Origin of the sequence: Dietzia sp. 111N12-1 (assembly GCF_001658045.1) — a bacterium.
Classification (GTDB): domain Bacteria; phylum Actinomycetota; class Actinomycetes; order Mycobacteriales; family Mycobacteriaceae; genus Dietzia; species Dietzia kunjamensis.
The window spans coordinates 1-15,742 of sequence record NZ_LSSV01000027.1 but is presented as its reverse complement, the minus strand read 5'-3'; the positions used below and the strand labels follow the sequence as shown (position 1 = coordinate 15,742).

The following is a 15,742-nucleotide window of genomic DNA, read 5'->3' as shown; positions in this document are numbered from 1 at the left end:
TGTGCTGCCCCACGATTCGGGCGCGCCCCGACGCGCGACGAGAAGACCGTTCCGCACGCAGCCTCTCGGGCGATGTGTGCGGAACGGTCCTGTCGATGGCCGGGCGGCGGGCACCGCCCGCGCGGCGGGCCCACCCCACCCGGGGGCGGGCACCACCCGCGCGGCGGGCCCACCCGGCGCGCCGGCCCAGCCGACGTCAGCCGGTCAGGGGGCCCAGGTGCGGGCGCCCTCGACCGAACCGACGGCCTCGGCGCCCTCGGCCTCGTCGGCGTAGGCGCGGTTGACGGCGGAGACCACGGCACGCAGGGAGGCGGTGGTGATGGAACCGGCTCGTCCGACACCCCAGAAGACCCGGTTGCCGAACTGCACCTCGACGTACGCGGCCGCGGTGGCGTCATCCCCGGAGGTCATCGCGTGCTCCGAGTAGTCGAGGATGCGTACCTCGTCGTCGAACATCTCGTTCAGGGCGGCGACGAACGCGGCGAGGGGTCCGTTCCCGGACCCCGCCAGCTCACGGGTCTCGCCCTTCCACTTGATGACGGCCTCGATGGCGTCCTCGCCGTCATCGGTCTCGGCGGGGACGAGGTGCTGCGACATGCGCTCCATGGGCGAGACGCGGTCCAGGTACTCCAGCGAGAAGATGTCCCACATCGCCTTGGGGGTGACCTCGCCGCCCTCGGAGTCGGTGACCGACTGGACGAGCTGCGAGAACTCCATCTGCAGGCGCCGCGGCAGCTGCAGGCCGTAGTCGCTCTTCATGATGTAGGCGACGCCGCCCTTGCCGGACTGCGAGTTCACGCGGATGACGGCCTCGTAGGTGCGGCCCTCGTCCTTGGGGTCGACCGGCAGGTAGGGGACCTCCCACGTGATGTCGGTGATGTCCTCGCCGCGGGTGTCGGCCTCGGCCTGCAGGGCGTCGAAGCCCTTGTTGATGGCGTCCTGGTGCGAGCCGGAGAACGCGGTGAAGACCAGGTCGCCGCCGTAGGGGTGGCGCTCGGGCACGCGCAGCTGGTTGGCGTACTCGACGGTGCGGCGGATCTCGTCCATGTCGGAGAAGTTGATCTGCGGGTCGACGCCGCGGGTGAGCATGTTCATGCCCAGCGTCACCAGGCAGACGTTGCCGGTGCGCTCGCCGTTGCCGAACAGGCAGCCCTCGATGCGGTCGGCGCCGGCCTGGTAGCCCAGCTCGGCGGCGGCGACGCCGGTGCCGCGGTCGTTGTGCGGGTGCAGCGACAGGATGGTCGACTCGCGGTTCGCCAGGTTGCGGTGCATCCACTCGATCTGGTCGGCGTACACGTTGGGCGTGGCCATCTCGACGGTCGCCGGCAGGTTGAGGATGATCGGGTTCTCGGGGGTGGCGCCGACGACCTCGGTGACGGCGTCGCACACCTCCTTGGAGAACGCCAGCTCGGTGCCGGTGAAGGACTCGGGCGAGTACTCCCAGCGCCAGTTGGTGTCGGGATAGTCCTTGGCGATCGTGGTGACCAGCTCGGCGGCGTCGGTGGCGATCTTCTTGATGGCCTCGCGGTCCTTGCGGAAGACCACCTTGCGCTGCAGGATCGACGTCGAGTTGTAGAAGTGCACGATCACGTCGGACGCGCCCTCGCACGCCTCGAACGTGCGGCGGATGAGGTCCTCGCGGCACTGGACCAGCACCTGGATGGTGACGTCCTCGGGAATCGCGTCGTCCTCGATGATCTCGCGGACGAAGTCGTAATCCGTCTGCGAGGCGGACGGGAAGCCGACCTCGATCTCCTTGTAGCCCATGCGGACGAGCAGGTCGAACATGCGGCGCTTGCGCGCGGGGCTCATGGGGTCGATCAGGGCCTGGTTGCCGTCGCGCAGGTCCACGGCGCACCACTGGGGGGCGTGGGTGATGATCTTGTCCGGCCACGTGCGGTCGGGCAGGGAGACGTCCTCGACCTCCTCGGCGAACGGCCGGTACCGGTGCGCCGGCATCGAGGAGCCGCGCTGCTTGTTCCACGACGGCTGGTCGGGGCGGCCGGGCTTGGAGGGGGGAGTCAGGGTCGACGACGACGAGACGAAGGCATCAGCGGGATTCATTGCAGTGGCTCAACTTCCTAGGGGGGCGATCGGCAGGGATCGGACCGGCGCGACGAGATCCCGCGACGGGGAGCCGGTCCGTCTCAGCGGGCCCCGCCGCGGCACCCAAGAAGGAGCACGCGCTGCATGCGGGCCATCATACACATCCCCGCGGGACGTCACGGAATCGGAATCACGAACGTCGAGGACTCGGCTGTGGTCCCTTCGGGCGGTGCCGCCGGCGGGTTCTGCGTGAGGTCGTCGGGTACCACCATGGATCCCCACACCTTGCTGCAGCCGGCCTCCTCGGCCACCTCCACCGCCTTCTCGACGAGTCGGTGGGCGATGCCGCGGCCGCGCAGGTCCTCGCGGACCCGGATGCCGTAGACGAACAGGTCGGGGCTGGCGCCGAGGTGCCCGGTCTCCACCGCGACGAGCATCGCGACCGGCACCTCGTCCTGCAGCGCCAGCACGAGCAGGTTGGAACCTCGGTCGAGGAAGTCCGTGGTCCATTCCGCGGTGGGCGGGGTGCTGAGCAGGTCACCCGCGGACAGCACGAGGTCCACGTCCGCACGCGCGGCGCGGCGGATGACGAGCTCCGGCGGGGTCATTTGTCCAGTGTGGCAAAAACCCGGGGGGTTCGGCACTGCCACGTGACCTGGGTCATCGGTTGGCGATCATCCAGTCGATCCAGCCGTTCTGGGCGGGGATCGATTCGTACCGGGCCGGGATGGTGCCGTCGGGCTGCCGGCGGGCGCGGTCGGAGACGTTGTGGACGCCCACCAGTCGGTCACCCTGGAAGACGGGTCCGCCGGAGTCGCCGTACCCGTATCCGCCCTGGATGGTGTGGGAGTGGCCGACGCGGGAGCCGGGTCGCGCCTCGATCCGCTCGAGGCGGGTCAGGCCGGTGCGCAGGACGGGTGAGCGCATCCCGAGGGGTTCGGTCTCGCCGAAACCGTGGAAGCGCAGGACGTCGCCGGGGCCGGGGTCGACGCCGGCGCGCCGCACGGACGGCGACGGCGCGGGGTGGCGGAGCTTGAGGAGCATGAAGTCCCCGGCGGGGGCCTTGTAGGCGGCGGCCGGGGTGTGACGACCGAGGCTGCCCGTGTCGAGGGAGCCGAACGCGCCGACGATTCTCGGGCTGGCCAGTGGGGCGGTCGAACCGAAGCCCCCGGGCACGGTGGCGAGGTTCCCGAATCCGAGGGTGTACGCGTCGGGGTTCGTCGGCCCGCAGTGGGCGGCGGTGGCCACCCAGCGCGGGTGGATGACGACGCCGGTACACGGGGCGCCGAGGACGCCGTCGAAGACGGTGATCTGCACGGCCCACGGGGCGGGGCCGGAGGGGGCGCCGTTCACTACCGCGCCGGCCGTGGGTGCCGCGACCGCGAGCGACGCGGCCACCGTCCCGACGATGCCGGCCACCGCTGCGGCCAACCGGCCGGGACGGACGGGGCCACTGTGACGTGTGAGGCGCATGAAGCTCAGCTTAGGCGATGGTGGGGAGTTCTCGGGCCGCTCGACATGGGTCCTCATGGTGAGGACGTCGCGGCGTGCACCGGGGGCGTTACTCGGAGGCGCGTCACTCCGAGGCGCGGCGGTTCGGCGCGCGGTGGTCGGGGATCGGCGGAGCCGTGTCGACCTCCTTGTGCGCGAGCCGCACCGTCGCGAGCACCATCACGGTGAGGGTGGCGCCCAGGAGCATCAGCGCGGCGCCGTCGACGGAGAACCACTCGCCCAGCACCACCACGCCCAGGCCGAGCGAGACGACCGGGGTGGTGACCGTGGAGGCGGGCACGGCCTGGTGCACCGCGCCGGCCGAGAACGACATCTGCTGCAGCGTCAGCGCGGCGACGGCGGCCACCCCCAGTCCGTACACCTCGCCGGTCGTGGCCACGGTGAACAGTCCGCCGTCGTGGAACCGCTCGGTGACGCCCTTCGTCAGCAGTGCGACGTAGGCGAACGCGGTGCCGCCGGCCACGCCCAGCAGGAGGGCACGGTTGCCGTTGGAGCGGCGGTTGCGGGAGACACCGAGGAGGACGACGACGACGAGGAGTCCGCCCGCGCACGCGAGTGCCCATTGCCACCAGGGCGGGTGGGCGTCTCCTCCGGTGGGCCGTCCGTAGATGACGAGCACCATCACGCATCCCGTCAGGACGTACCCCCAGAAGAGTTCGGTCTTGGTGACCCGCCGACCGGTGACCCAGGCGCCGAGGGGGAGGGCGAACGTCAGTGAGAGAACGGTGATCGTCTGGACGAGGATGAGCGATCCGAACGCGAGCGCGAGGCCCTGGAACGCGAATCCGGCGAGGCTGATGACCATGCCGGTCCACCAGTACCGGCTCGCGAGCACGTTGAAGTGACCCTCGTGTCGACCCTTCGCACGCTGGGGGGATCGGTGCCGCATGACGGTTCCGAAGGCCTGGCTGAGGGCGGACGCGAGGGCGAGAATCACTGCCGCCCAGATTTCACTCATCCCTGATGAGTAAACACCTCCCGTAAAGTAGGTCTGCGGTAAGCCGATCAACACCGGAAGGGTGTGACCGCGTGGCACTCGTAGTGCAGAAGTACGGCGGCTCCTCCGTGGAGTCCGCAGAACGAATCCGTCGGGTGGCCGAACGGATCGTGGAGACCAAGAAGGCGGGCAACGACGTCGTGGTCGTGGCCTCGGCGATGGGCGACACGACCGACGAGCTACTCGATCTGGCCGATCAGGTCTGTCCCTCGCCTCCGCAGCGCGAGATGGACATGCTGTTGACCTCGGGGGAGCGCATCTCCAACGCGCTGCTCGCGATGGCCATCAGTTCGTTCGGGATGGAGGCCTATTCCTTCACCGGATCCCAGGCCGGGATCATCACCACGACCAGGCACGGCAACAGCCGCATCATCGACATCACCCCGGGGCGCGTCCGTGAGGCGCTGGACGAGGGCAAGATCGCCCTCGTCGCGGGCTTCCAGGGGGTGTCCCGAGAGACCCGCGACGTCACGACCCTGGGTCGCGGCGGGTCCGACACCACCGCGGTCGCTATGGCCTCGGCCCTGGGTGCGGACGTGTGCGAGATCTACTCGGACGTGGACGGCATCTACACCGCCGACCCGCGGATCGTGCCCGATGCCCGCAAGCTCGACACCATCTCGTACGAGGAGATGCTGGAGATGGCGGCCGTCGGGTCCAAGATCCTCAACCTGCGCAGTGTGGAGTTCGCCCGCCGCTATCACGTGCCGCTGCGCGTCCGCTCTTCGTATTCGACCAACCCGGGCACGCTCGTGGCCGGAAAAGTGGAGGACATCCCCGTGGAAGACGCAGTCCTGACCGGAGTCGCTCACGACGCCTCGGAGGCCAAGATCACGGTCGTCGGCATCCCCGACCAGCCGGGGTACGCGGCCAAGATCTTCCGCGTGGTGGCCGACGCCGAGATCAACATCGACATGGTCCTGCAGAACGTCTCCAAGGCGGAGGGCAAGACCGACATCACCTTCACCTGCCCCCGCGAGGTGGGTGCCAAGGCCGTTGAGGTCCTCTCGCAGGCCAAGGACGATCTGGGTATCGACCAGGTGCTCTACGACGACAACGTCGGCAAGGTCTCCCTCGTCGGCGCGGGCATGAAGTCGCACCCGGGCGTCACCGCGACGTTCTGCGAGTCGCTGTCCGAGGCCGGCATCAACATCGAGCTCATCTCCACCTCCGAGATCCGCATCTCGGCGCTCGTTCGGGAGGACGAGTTGCCCGACAGTGTCCGCGCGCTGCACAAGGCGTTCGAGCTGGGCGGCGACGAGGAGGCGCAGGTCTACGCCGGCACCGGCCGCTGACCTGACCCCTCCGCCGGCCCGCCCCAAGCCAGGCCGGCCCGGCGCCCGGCGCCCCCCGCACCCGGCGCCCCGCGCCCCGCGCACCCGGCGCCTGCGCACCCGGCGCCCCGCCGAGCAGAGGAATTCGCCTGTATCGCCCGAGTGGCTCAGTGCGAAATCCTCTGCTCGGCGATCACCCGCCGCGGCTCGTCGTCCGAATCGGTCGGTTCAGCCGCGAAAGCTCCCGTAGCCGCGGCGGTGGAGGGCTGCGCGCACGTGGGCCAGGATCTCGCCGGGGGTGCGGACGAGCGAGGTCGCGGTGACCACCTCGATGTACCAGCCGGCCGCCCGAAGCCGGTTCCGTCGGATCTCGTCCTTTGTCTGCTGCTCTTTCGTGCGATGGTCCCCTCCGTCGTATTCCACCGCCACCTTCAACTCCGGCCAGGCGATGTCCAGGCGATACCTGAACTCGGGCACCCGGTGCTGCAGAACGAATCCGGTCAGGCCGTTCTCGAGTAGGAACAGCCGCGTCCGGGTTTCCCAGGGCGACTCGGCATCTGTGTCGACCTCCTCGAGCCTCTCGAGAACAGTCCGGCGACCGCGGACGCCGTGCATGTCCTCCACCAGGGCCGGTAGGCGGCTGATCGGTAGGACGCCCATGGTGGTGGAGGCGTCGAGCGCGCAGATGGCCTCGACGCGCGGTTCGCGACGAGCGATGTCGAACAAGACCCACTCGGGGCTGGCGATGCGGATGTCGGGGGAGCGTCCCGACGTCAGCACGTGGATGTGCTCGGGCGGGATCCGGTACTGCCAGCCCGCCAGCCCGGGCCGTTCGATCCGCCGGCCCGGCGCCACCACATCGTCCGCGAACTCGCGCGGCGGGAAGTCGTGCCCATAGAGCGTGGCTGCGATCCACCCGGTCAACGTTGCGTCCGGGTAGAGCGTCATGAGCGCTTCGGCCCGCGCCCAGGCGTCGACGTGCACGTGGTCCCGGACCCACAGTCCGTGGTGCAGGCGGGTGTAACCGCGGTTCGTGACGCGGCTTCCGGTCAGGTGCCGCAGGTCGCGGGTGCGGATGGGGGCTGTGCGGATGGGGGCGGTGCGGGATTCTGCGCTCACGGACCGTGACCTTGCCAAGCGGACGTTGACTGGCAGGGGCGCAGAGCAGGGATCCGCGTCGACCTGTGGATGGGGCCGAGGGGTGTGGATAGCGATGCCACGGCCTCTGGCCCAGCACGTCGACCCCCTCGGCGAGCACCGCGGTCCTCGCCGAGAAGAGGAATTCGCGCAACGCCACTCGGCCGATACAGGCGAATTCCTCCGGACGGCGAGGCCGGACGGCGAGGCCGGACGGCGAGGCCGGGGGGGCGAGCGACCGGATGGCGGGGCGTGCCCCGCCGCCCGCGCTCCGCCCCGGCCTCGCCTTGCGTGGTGTCTGTGCCCGAAGCGCGGCCGGGTGTGACGCACGCCGCTGTCCGAGCTGGGCGACCCCGGTAGGATGGGGTACTGCCGGTCGGTCGAGCGCAGGGCGGAGAACCCGTCCGCGGCGGGCCGGGACCAACCTTTCAGGAGTTGACCTCAGAGATGACCACTGTCGCCGTAGTCGGAGCCACGGGCCAGGTGGGGCGCGTCATGCGTGCCCTGCTGGAGGAGCGGGACTTCCCGGCTGACAAGGTCCGTTTCTTCGCGTCCGCCCGGTCCGCCGGGACCACGCTGCCGTTCCGCGGTGAGGACATCGTCGTCGAGGACACCGCGGGCACGCCCGACGAGGAGCTGGAGGGGATCGATATCGCCCTGTTCTCCGCCGGAGGCACGATGTCGAAGGAGCAGGCCCCTCGGTTCGCGGCGGCCGGCGCCGTCGTCGTCGACAATTCCAGCGCGTGGCGCAAGGACCCCGACGTCCCGCTCGTCGTCTCCGAGGTGAACCCGGACGCGGCGAAGAACCCGCCCAAGGGCATCATCGCCAACCCCAACTGCACCACGATGGCCGCGATGCCGGTGCTCAAGGCGCTGCACGGCGCGGCGGGTCTCAAGCGTCTGGTCGTGTCGACGTACCAGGCGGTCTCCGGTTCCGGGCTCGCCGGCGTCGACACGCTGAACGACCAGATCACCGGCAACGTCGGCGCGGGCCACGAGCTGGTGCACGACGGCTCGGCGCTGAAGGTCGACGACCACGGGCCGTACGTCGCGCCGATCGCGTTCAACGTGCTGCCGCTCGCGGGTGGGCTCGTCGACGACGGGTCCGAGGAGACGGACGAGGAGCAGAAGCTGCGCAATGAGTCGCGCAAGATCCTCGACCTGCCGGAGCTGCGGGTGGCCGGCACCTGCGTGCGCGTGCCGGTGTTCACCGGTCACACGCTGAGCATCAATGCGGAGTTCGACAAGGACATCACGCCGGAGCAGGCGCGCGAGTTGCTGTCGAAGGCGCCGGGCGTCAAGGTCGTCGACGTGCCGACCCCGCTGGACGCGGCGGGCATCGACGAGTCGCTGGTGGGCCGGATCCGCCAGGACCAGTCGATCGAGGGCAACAAGGGCCTCAACCTCATGGTGGCGGGCGACAACCTCCGCAAGGGCGCGGCGCTCAACACCATCCAGATCGCGGAGCTGCTGGTCAAGTAGCGCACCTGCTGGTCGGGTGGCCGGTCGCGCGCTGAGCCGGTCGGGAGTACGACGACGACGAGGCCCCGCAGTCGCACACAGACGAGAGCCGCCGCCCGGTCACGCAGACCGGGCGGCGGCTCTCGTGCGTCGGGGGGCGACGAGTTCGCTATCTCTGCGGTATGACCAAAGGCATACTTTCGGTATGTCCCACACGACGATCAAGGTGAGTCGCGACCTCCGGGATCTTCTGAAGAGGCAGGCCGCCGAAGAGCACCGCACGCTGGGCGACCATCTTGCGTATCTCGCCTCACTCGCCGAGAAGCAACGACGGCTCGAGCGCCTGCGTGCGGAGATAGACGCGACATCGCCAGAAGATCTGGCGTCCTACCGCGAGGAATCCGAGTGGTGGGAGCGGGCGCAGGATGCCTGACCCGACTCCCGGGGAGGTCATATGGGTTGTCCTCGATCCCGTGGCGGGTCGTGAGCACAGTGGTCGCCGGCCCGCGGTGGTGGTCTCGTCGCGCGCGCACATCTCCCTCGCCGATACTCTCGTGATGGTGGTTCCGGTGACGTCGGTGGATCGCGGATGGTCGAACCACGTCCTGCTCCGTGGAGACGTGTTCGATCGCGACTCCTGGGCGATGACCGAGCAGATACGCACACTTTCGCGCCAGCGTGTTGTCGGCCATGCCGGCCAGGTGGATGCGGGGACCCTGGCAGACATTCGCCGGTGGATCCAGGATTTCCTACACGAGTAGCGGTCGACCGCCCCGCCGCCGACCGACCCACCCACACCCCACAACCACACCACCCGAGAGGACCACGCATGACCCCGACCCTGACCCACCACGAGGACATCGCCGTCCTCACGCTCGGCAACGACGAGAACCGCTTCTCCCCGGACCGGCTCGACGCGATCAACGCCCACCTCGATGAGGTCGAGCAGTCCGCGAAGGGGCTCGTCACCGTGGGGTCGGGCAAGTTCTATTCCAACGGTCTCGACCTCGACTGGCTCATGGCCAACTCCGACCGCCTCGACTGGTACGTCGGCCGGGTCCACGAGCTGTTCTCCCGTGTCCTGACGTTCTCCCTGCCGACGGTCGCCGCGGTCAACGGGCACGCCTTCGGCGGCGGCGCGATGCTCGCGATGGCCCACGACTACCGGGTGATGCGCGACGACCGCGGCTACTTCTGCTTCCCCGAGGTGGACATCAACATCCCGTTCACACCGGGCATGGCGGCGCTGATCCAGGCCAAGACGACCCCGCAGACGGCCATGACCGCGATGAGCACGGGCCACCGCTACCCCGGTGCCGAGGCGAAGGCCGCGGGCCTCGTCGACGACACCGCTGCGGAGGCCGAGATCGTCACTGCGGCGCTCGGGCGTCTCCAGCCGATCCTCGGCAAGGACCGCACCACTCTCGGCGCCATCAAGACCACGATGTTCGCCTCCGTCACCGAGGCGCTGGGCCGGGGCCCCGGCGGCGTCAGCCTCTGATGCCCACCCGTCCCGGGTCGACCGCGAGTTCGGGGTAGCGCGGGGATAGATCGACGACGACGAGGCCCGCCGCCGCTCGGAAACTATGCAGTCGCCCGGTCACGCCGAACCGGCGGCGGCTTCGGTCGTATAGAGGCCGGTCCAGTGCCATAGTGGAACTGCACGCCCCTCGTGTCCCGGCCTGCTGCTGGAACACGTGGCCAGATCGCACGACTCCCTGCAGGTTCACGCCTGCACCGACGAGAGGAACGCAGATGGCTATCAACGACGACGACATCACCACGTCCGGCGCTCAGGGCGAGGGCATCGCCGACGGCGGTTCCAACCCGGGCGGCCACGACGGCGGCGCCGACGGATCCGCCCACCACATGAAGGGCGAGGGCGAGGGCCTGGCTGACGGCGGTTCGAACCCGGACGGCCACGACGGCGGCGCGGACGGTTCCGCCGATGGCTCCGCGAACACCGGCGAAGGGGTGGCCGACGGCGGTTCCAACCCGGATGGTGCCGACGGCGGCGCTGACGGCACCCAGTAATTGCGGGCGCTTCATCGGTGCGTCGCGTGCGGCTCGGATGAGTTCGCGGCTCAGGTGTGGGGGCAGCGGCCCCTGCTGACCCGGGCGGCCGAGCTGCCACGCGACTACTCCGACCTGCTCTCACCCGGGATGGTCGACGAGATCATCGCCGAACGCGGGGTGCGCACGCCGTTCGTCCGGATGGCGCGGGAGGGCACGCTCGTCGACCGGGCGTGCTTTACCCGCTCCGCGGGTTTCGGGGCGCAGATCGCCGATCAGCTCGACCCCGACGGCGTGCTCACGCAGTACGCCGCCGGGGCGACGCTCGTCCTGCAGGGTCTGCACCGGTTCTGGCCGCCGATCATCGACTTCGTGCGGGGCATGACCTCGGACATCGGGCATCCGGTGCAGACCAACGCCTACATCACCCCGCCCGCGAATCGCGGGTTCGATCCGCACTACGACGTCCATGACGTCTTTGTGCTCCAGGTGTCCGGCACCAAGCGGTGGCGGGTGCACGAGCCCGTCCACCACCATCCGCTTGCGGATCAGCCGTGGACCGATCACCGCGAGGCGATCGCCGAACGGGCGAAGGACGAGCCGGTCATCGACACCGTGCTCGAGCCGGGGGACTGCCTCTACCTGCCGCGCGGCTGGATCCACTCCGCCGAGGCGCAGGGTGACACCTCCATCCACCTCACGGTGGGCGTGGCGCCACTCACCGGGCACGACGTCGCCACGGCGATGATCGAGGCACTGGCCTCGGAGGAGGAGCTGCGGGCGTCGTTGCCGTTCGGGCTTGCCCCGGTCGATGCCGCGCGCGCGGAGCCCCACGCCCGCGAGGTCCTCGACGTGCTGGCCCGGTTGATCGGCGAGAAGCAGGAGCAGCTCAGCGCTCTCGCCGGCGACGCGCTGGCTGGCAAGTACCTCGATCTCACCCGACCCGCTGCGATCCGCCCGCTGGCCACCCTGGATGCCGTTGCGGCCCTCGACGCCGACACTCGGCTGCGGTTGCGCGAGGGACTCCACGCACGGGTGGACTGCACCGACTCCGCCGCCGCCGCCGACACGGTCGTATTGCGGCTGCCCACCAAGTCGGTCACCTTCCCGGCGGTGTGCGCTTCCGCCCTGCGCGCCGTCCTTGAGGGCGACCCCGTCAGCGCCGGCACGCTGCCCGGCCTCGATGCCGACGACGGCCTGGTGGTTCTCCGGCGGTTGTTGCGGGAGGGCGTGGTGGTGGCGCTGTGAGCAGGACTGCGGACTGGGAACCGTGCAGTGACTCGTCGTTGCGCCGCGGCGATCCCCTGGACGGGTCGGGCTCCCGGGGATTGCGATGGCTGATGGTCGAGCTGGCCGGCCCTTGGGGGTATTCGGCGCTGCTCGACTCGCCGGGTCTACTTCCGCCCGAGCTGGGTCGCGAGATCGCCGGGCGTGCCCAGGAGGCCGATGTCCGGGTTGCCGCGATCCGCAGGCCGGGTCGTCGTCGTCATACAGAGGAGCCACGCTGGCGGTGGGCGCTCGCCGACGCCCGGCCCGGGCACGAGTCGCTGCGGTGGGGCGAGGTCGACGGCCCGGTCGGGTACGCCGAGATCCCCCTCGACGGTTCCGCCGGCACCCCGTCAGCGGAGCCGCTGGTCGCGGTGTGCGCGCACGGCAAGCACGATCAGTGCTGCGCGGTTCGGGGGCGAGCGGCCGCGGCGCGGATCGCCGAGCGGTACCCGGAGGCGACCTGGGAGTGCTCTCACCTGGGCGGCGACCGCTTCGCCGCGACGATGCTCGTCCTGCCGCACGGCCTCTTCTACGGCCGCGTCGACCAGGCGGAGGATCCGGCAGACATCGTCGCACGCTACACGGAGGGCCGGGTCGACGAGCGGTACCTGCGTGGACGGAGTAGCCACTCTGCGGCCGTGCAGAGCGCCCAGCACCATGCCCGTGCGGTGGTGCCCGACGACCGCATCGACGCCTTCGCCCCGGTCCGCGTCGTGGAACGGGACGAGCACGTCGAGGTGACGCTCGAGGGCCCGCGCGGTCCGGTCGAGGTGTGGCTGCGCGAGACCTACTCGGAGCCGATCTTCACGATGTGCCGGGCCCACGCCCCCGGCCCGGTGAGGCAGTGGGAGTTGATCGAGGTCAGGGGCGGCGGGTAGGGCCGGACGTCGGGGCGAGGTGGAGCGAGGATGGTCGAACCACGTGTGGCTCCGCGGAGACGTCCTCGACCGCGGCTCCTCGGGGACTCCGCACGCGAAAGGACAGGCGACGTCGATGCAGCCGTTGATCCGCGCCGCGAGCCTGCGCGGGTTCGCTGAGCTCGTCACCGAACTCGGCGGGGATCCGGATCGGCTGCTCGCGCGGTTCGGCATCGAGCCAGAGACGTTGGCGGACGAGGACGGGCTGCTGTCGATCACCGACCACGACCGGATGCTCGATGTGGCGGCAGCCCACCTGCGCTGCCCGGACCTCGGTCTGCGGCTGGCCGAACGGCAGGACGTGACGATTCTCGGCCCCATCGCGCGGGCGATCGGATCGTCGCAGACCCCCGCGGAGGCACTGGAGTGCGCGGCTCGGTTCATGTTCGTGCACAGCCCCGCGCTGAGGATCGAGGTCGCCGACGACCCGTGGGGCCGGCGCGGCGTGATCGCCCTGACGTACCGCAAGGAACTGACCGAGTCGCCGTACTCGCCGCAGGCCGCCGAGCTGGGGCTGGGGGTGTTCTACCGGGTGGCCGTGCATCTGGTCGGGCAGTCCACCGGGTTGCGGTCGGTGGAGGTGCCGCACGGACCACTCTCGCCGGTCGGCCGGTATCTGGGCTTCTTCGGCGTCGACGTGAAGTTCGACCGGCCCGCGGCCGCGCTGTGCGTCGACCGTCGGATGTTGGATGCCACGTTCGCCTCCGCGGATGAGGATCTCCGTCGCGCGGCCCTCGATCACCTGACGGGCTCGTACTCCGACCCGTCGGACTCGGTGGCTCACCAGGTGCGCCGCCTCGTGGGGGAGCGCCTTCCCGGCCGCGTCCCCACCCTCGTCGAGGTGGCCGGGGCGCTCCTGCTCCACCCGCGGACGCTGCAACGTCGCCTCGCCGCCGTCGACACCACCTACGGCCGGGTCGTCGACGACCTGCGTCGGGATCGCGCGCACCGGTTCATCACGACCAGCGACCTGTCCTTCACCCAGATCGCCGACCTGGTCGGTTTCGCCGAGCAGGCCACGCTCAGCCACGCGGCGCGCCGGTGGTTCGGTATGTCCCCCGGGGAGCTGAGGCGGACCACCAACCTGTCGCCCTGACACAAGTTTCCCGCCGCTGGACACCGGATGCTGGTGTCGACCGCGGGAACGACCGGCGCCCCCCGGGCGGCCACCCCATCGGCGAGGAGGAGCGAACGATGCTGCGCGAAGATCCACCGCGTTCGGACCAGGTGTCCGGACCCATGCTCGAGCAGATCGGCGCGCGGCCGATCCCCGAATTCGACGGCGTCCACGACGTGTGGCCGCGGGGCGAGCGGCTGAGGGCGGTGCGCTCGGCGGCCGCCGAGTACAAGAAGCGGTTCGTGCAGCAGGGGCAGGTGCGGGCGGTGCGGTCAGTCGACGTGGCCGGGGCGCCGTACCCGGTCAAGTACGCCTTCGACAACGCGGTGTCGGTGCCCAGCCTGCCGTTGGTCACCATGATCAACCGCATGGTGGTGGTCCAGTACGACGACTGGAACGGTCGGCCCCGCACCCTGGTGTTCGAGCCGACCGTCCCCGCCGGTTCCGCCAAGGCGCCGTTCTACGCCAATCTGGAGAGGCTGGTCGACGCCGTCCCCGGCGGCCGCCTGGCCAGCAAGGCGATTCTCAAGTACTTCAACGAGCCCGGCGAGGCCCTGGCCAAGGTGGGGCTGCGGCCGGAGGACGTGGACTTCCTCACGTTCGACCACCTGCACGTGCAGGACCCCCGGATGATTCTCGGCTCGAGCGAGGTGATCGCCGGCGAGCCGACGCCGCGCACCGCCCTGTTCGGCGACGCGCAGCTGCTCGTGCACCGCCGCGAACTGGCCACCCTGGAGGACCTGCACCCCATGCAATGGGCCTGGTACGTCTCCGGCGGACTCGACGGCGTCCACCGGGACAGGTTCGCCGTGTTCGACGGCGACATCGAGCTCGGCCCCGGCATCGCCCTGCTGTGGACGCCCGGCCACACGGACGGCAACCACTCGCTGGTCATCAACACCCCGGACGGCGTATGGGTGTCCTCCGAGAACGGCATCTCCCTGGACAATTGGCAGCCGGAGCTGTCGAAGATCCCCGGCGTCCGGCGCTACCACCGCGAGTACGGCCGCGAGATCTGCCCCAACGCCAACACCCTCGAGGACGCGCTGGACCAGTACGACTCCATGATCAAGGAGAAGACCCTCGCCGACCCGTGCCCGGCCGACCCGCGCTGGCTGCAGATCCTGCCCTCCACCGAGCTGGCGCCGTGGAAGCGCTTCTGGCCGGTGGTGCCGACGTACTGCCACGGTGGGATCTCCTACGGCGAACTCCGCTCCGGCCTGAAGGACGGGAAGTGAAGACGACGACGACGAGGACCCGCAGCGCGCTCGTGACCGGGGCCGGTCGCGGCTTGGGCCGAGATATCGCGGGCCTGCTGGCCGACCGCGGGTATCGCGTCATGATCACCGATCTGGACGAGCAGTCGTCCCGGACGGCGGCCGCGGAGATCGGGCGGGGTGCGCTCTGGGCCGCTGTCGACGTCCGCGATCGCGGGCAGGTCGACGAGGCCCGGGACCGGCTGGTCGCGGAGACCGGGGGCGTGGACGTGTGGGTCAACAACGCCGGCGTCCTGCTCACCGGCCCGGCGTGGGAGCAGACCGACGACCAGCGGCGGCTCATGCTGGACGTCAACGCGCTGGGGACGATCAACGGCACGGTCGCCGCGATCGAGGCCATGCGCGGCCGCAGCGCTGGTATCCCGGGCACCGGCGCGACCGGCAGTGGCGGGCACATCGTCAACATCGTCTCGCTGGCGGGGATCTCCGCGGTCCCGGGCGAGGCCGTCTACGCGGCGTCCAAACACGCGGTGATGGGCTTCAGTTCCAGCACGGCCGCCGACCTGCGGCTGGCCGGGGTGGACGATATCGACATCTCGTGCATCTGCCCGGACGGCATCTGGACCCCGATGCTCTTCGACAAACTCGAGGACCCGCAGGCGGCGCTGTCGTTCTCGGGGGTCCTCCTGCAGCCGGCGGACGTGGTGCGCGCGGTGGGCAGGGTGCTGGAGTCGCCGCGCCCGTTCACGGCCGTCCCGGCTAGTGGGCATCTCCGTTAGTTC

Annotated in this window: 16 protein-coding genes; 11 read left to right on the top strand and 5 right to left on the bottom strand. The window is 70.3% G+C overall.

Going from position 1 to position 15,742, the window contains the following annotated elements; translation table 11 throughout:
- Nucleotides 1–204 precede the first annotated feature (204 nt).
- From leuA to AYO52_RS05955, 4 genes are all read right to left on the bottom strand, one after another.
- Nucleotides 205–2,064, bottom strand: coding sequence for a 2-isopropylmalate synthase (gene leuA / locus AYO52_RS05970; protein WP_067714596.1), 1,860 nt, complete (start codon nt 2,062–2,064; stop codon nt 205–207).
- A 158-nt stretch (nt 2,065–2,222) separates the two neighbouring features.
- Nucleotides 2,223–2,654 (bottom strand): GNAT family N-acetyltransferase, encoded by a 432-nt coding sequence (locus AYO52_RS05965; RefSeq protein ID WP_067714593.1) that lies wholly within the window; start codon nt 2,652–2,654, stop codon nt 2,223–2,225.
- A 52-nt stretch (nt 2,655–2,706) separates the two neighbouring features.
- Entirely contained in the window at nt 2,707–3,519 is an 813-nt protein-coding gene (locus tag AYO52_RS05960) for a trypsin-like serine protease (protein WP_067714590.1), read from the bottom strand.
- Nucleotides 3,520–3,622: 103 nt separating this feature from the next.
- On the bottom strand, nt 3,623–4,516 hold the full coding sequence (locus AYO52_RS05955; protein ID WP_067714587.1) for a DMT family transporter: 894 nt from the start codon (nt 4,514–4,516) through the stop codon (nt 3,623–3,625).
- A gap of 71 nt (nt 4,517–4,587) precedes the next feature.
- Between AYO52_RS05955 and AYO52_RS05950 the strand changes: the two genes are divergently transcribed.
- Complete coding sequence (locus tag AYO52_RS05950) at nt 4,588–5,850, top strand: aspartate kinase (protein WP_067714585.1); 1,263 nt, start codon at nt 4,588–4,590, stop codon at nt 5,848–5,850.
- Between the two features lie 207 nt (nt 5,851–6,057).
- Here AYO52_RS05950 and AYO52_RS05945 read toward each other — a convergent pair whose 3' ends face one another.
- Entirely contained in the window at nt 6,058–6,948 is an 891-nt protein-coding gene (locus AYO52_RS05945) for an endonuclease domain-containing protein (protein ID WP_253701923.1), read from the bottom strand.
- Between the two features lie 465 nt (nt 6,949–7,413).
- Between AYO52_RS05945 and AYO52_RS05940 the strand changes: the two genes are divergently transcribed.
- The 10 genes from AYO52_RS05940 to AYO52_RS05895 all read left to right on the top strand — a co-directional run bounded on the left by AYO52_RS05940 (nt 7,414) and on the right by AYO52_RS05895 (nt 15,739).
- Complete coding sequence (locus tag AYO52_RS05940; protein WP_067714582.1) at nt 7,414–8,448, top strand: aspartate-semialdehyde dehydrogenase; 1,035 nt, start codon at nt 7,414–7,416, stop codon at nt 8,446–8,448.
- 184 nt (nt 8,449–8,632) lie between these two features.
- On the top strand, nt 8,633–8,860 hold the full coding sequence (locus AYO52_RS05935; RefSeq protein WP_067714579.1) for a hypothetical protein: 228 nt from the start codon (nt 8,633–8,635) through the stop codon (nt 8,858–8,860).
- Nucleotides 8,853–9,188, top strand: a complete 336-nt coding sequence (locus AYO52_RS05930) for a type II toxin-antitoxin system PemK/MazF family toxin (RefSeq protein WP_067714577.1) — start codon at nt 8,853–8,855, stop codon at nt 9,186–9,188. The genes AYO52_RS05935 and AYO52_RS05930 overlap by 8 nt, the downstream gene beginning before the upstream one ends.
- A 68-nt stretch (nt 9,189–9,256) precedes the next feature.
- On the top strand, nt 9,257–9,928 hold the full coding sequence (locus AYO52_RS05925; RefSeq protein WP_067714574.1) for an enoyl-CoA hydratase/isomerase family protein: 672 nt from the start codon (nt 9,257–9,259) through the stop codon (nt 9,926–9,928).
- Between the two features lie 254 nt (nt 9,929–10,182).
- Entirely contained in the window at nt 10,183–10,461 is a 279-nt protein-coding gene (locus tag AYO52_RS05920; RefSeq protein WP_061917080.1) for a hypothetical protein, read from the top strand.
- Entirely contained in the window at nt 10,462–11,688 is a 1,227-nt protein-coding gene (locus tag AYO52_RS05915) for a cupin domain-containing protein (protein ID WP_067714571.1), read from the top strand. It begins immediately after the preceding gene.
- A 92-nt stretch (nt 11,689–11,780) separates the two neighbouring features.
- Entirely contained in the window at nt 11,781–12,587 is an 807-nt protein-coding gene (locus AYO52_RS05910) for a sucrase ferredoxin (RefSeq protein ID WP_253701954.1), read from the top strand.
- Between the two features lie 115 nt (nt 12,588–12,702).
- Nucleotides 12,703–13,722 (top strand): AraC family transcriptional regulator, encoded by a 1,020-nt coding sequence (locus AYO52_RS05905; RefSeq protein ID WP_067714565.1) that lies wholly within the window; start codon nt 12,703–12,705, stop codon nt 13,720–13,722.
- Between the two features lie 98 nt (nt 13,723–13,820).
- Entirely contained in the window at nt 13,821–14,981 is a 1,161-nt protein-coding gene (locus tag AYO52_RS05900; RefSeq protein ID WP_082923809.1) for a hypothetical protein, read from the top strand.
- A complete protein-coding gene (locus AYO52_RS05895) occupies nt 14,978–15,739 on the top strand; it encodes an SDR family oxidoreductase (protein WP_253701918.1) in 762 nt (253 codons plus the stop codon). The genes AYO52_RS05900 and AYO52_RS05895 overlap by 4 nt, the downstream gene beginning before the upstream one ends.
- The last annotated feature ends 3 nt before the right edge of the window (nt 15,740–15,742 follow it).

What these genes read in the sequence shown, in the direction of transcription:
- AYO52_RS05940 (WP_067714582.1), top strand. Translation starts at nt 7,414, where the DNA reads ATGACCACTGTCGCCGTAGTCGGAGCCACGGGCCAGGTGGGGCGCGTC.
- AYO52_RS05935 (WP_067714579.1), top strand. Translation starts at nt 8,633, where the DNA reads ATGTCCCACACGACGATCAAGGTGAGTCGCGACCTCCGGGATCTTCTG.
- leuA (WP_067714596.1), bottom strand. Translation starts at nt 2,064, where the DNA reads ATGAATCCCGCTGATGCCTTCGTCTCGTCGTCGTCGACCCTGACTCCC.
- AYO52_RS05930 (WP_067714577.1), top strand. Translation starts at nt 8,853, where the DNA reads ATGCCTGACCCGACTCCCGGGGAGGTCATATGGGTTGTCCTCGATCCC.
- AYO52_RS05925 (WP_067714574.1), top strand. Translation starts at nt 9,257, where the DNA reads ATGACCCCGACCCTGACCCACCACGAGGACATCGCCGTCCTCACGCTC.
- AYO52_RS05905 (WP_067714565.1), top strand. Translation starts at nt 12,703, where the DNA reads ATGCAGCCGTTGATCCGCGCCGCGAGCCTGCGCGGGTTCGCTGAGCTC.
- AYO52_RS05910 (WP_253701954.1), top strand. Translation starts at nt 11,781, where the DNA reads ATGGTCGAGCTGGCCGGCCCTTGGGGGTATTCGGCGCTGCTCGACTCG.
- AYO52_RS05955 (WP_067714587.1), bottom strand. Translation starts at nt 4,516, where the DNA reads ATGAGTGAAATCTGGGCGGCAGTGATTCTCGCCCTCGCGTCCGCCCTC.
- AYO52_RS05960 (WP_067714590.1), bottom strand. Translation starts at nt 3,519, where the DNA reads ATGCGCCTCACACGTCACAGTGGCCCCGTCCGTCCCGGCCGGTTGGCC.
- AYO52_RS05920 (WP_061917080.1), top strand. Translation starts at nt 10,183, where the DNA reads ATGGCTATCAACGACGACGACATCACCACGTCCGGCGCTCAGGGCGAG.
- AYO52_RS05900 (WP_082923809.1), top strand. Translation starts at nt 13,821, where the DNA reads ATGCTGCGCGAAGATCCACCGCGTTCGGACCAGGTGTCCGGACCCATG.
- AYO52_RS05965 (WP_067714593.1), bottom strand. Translation starts at nt 2,654, where the DNA reads ATGACCCCGCCGGAGCTCGTCATCCGCCGCGCCGCGCGTGCGGACGTG.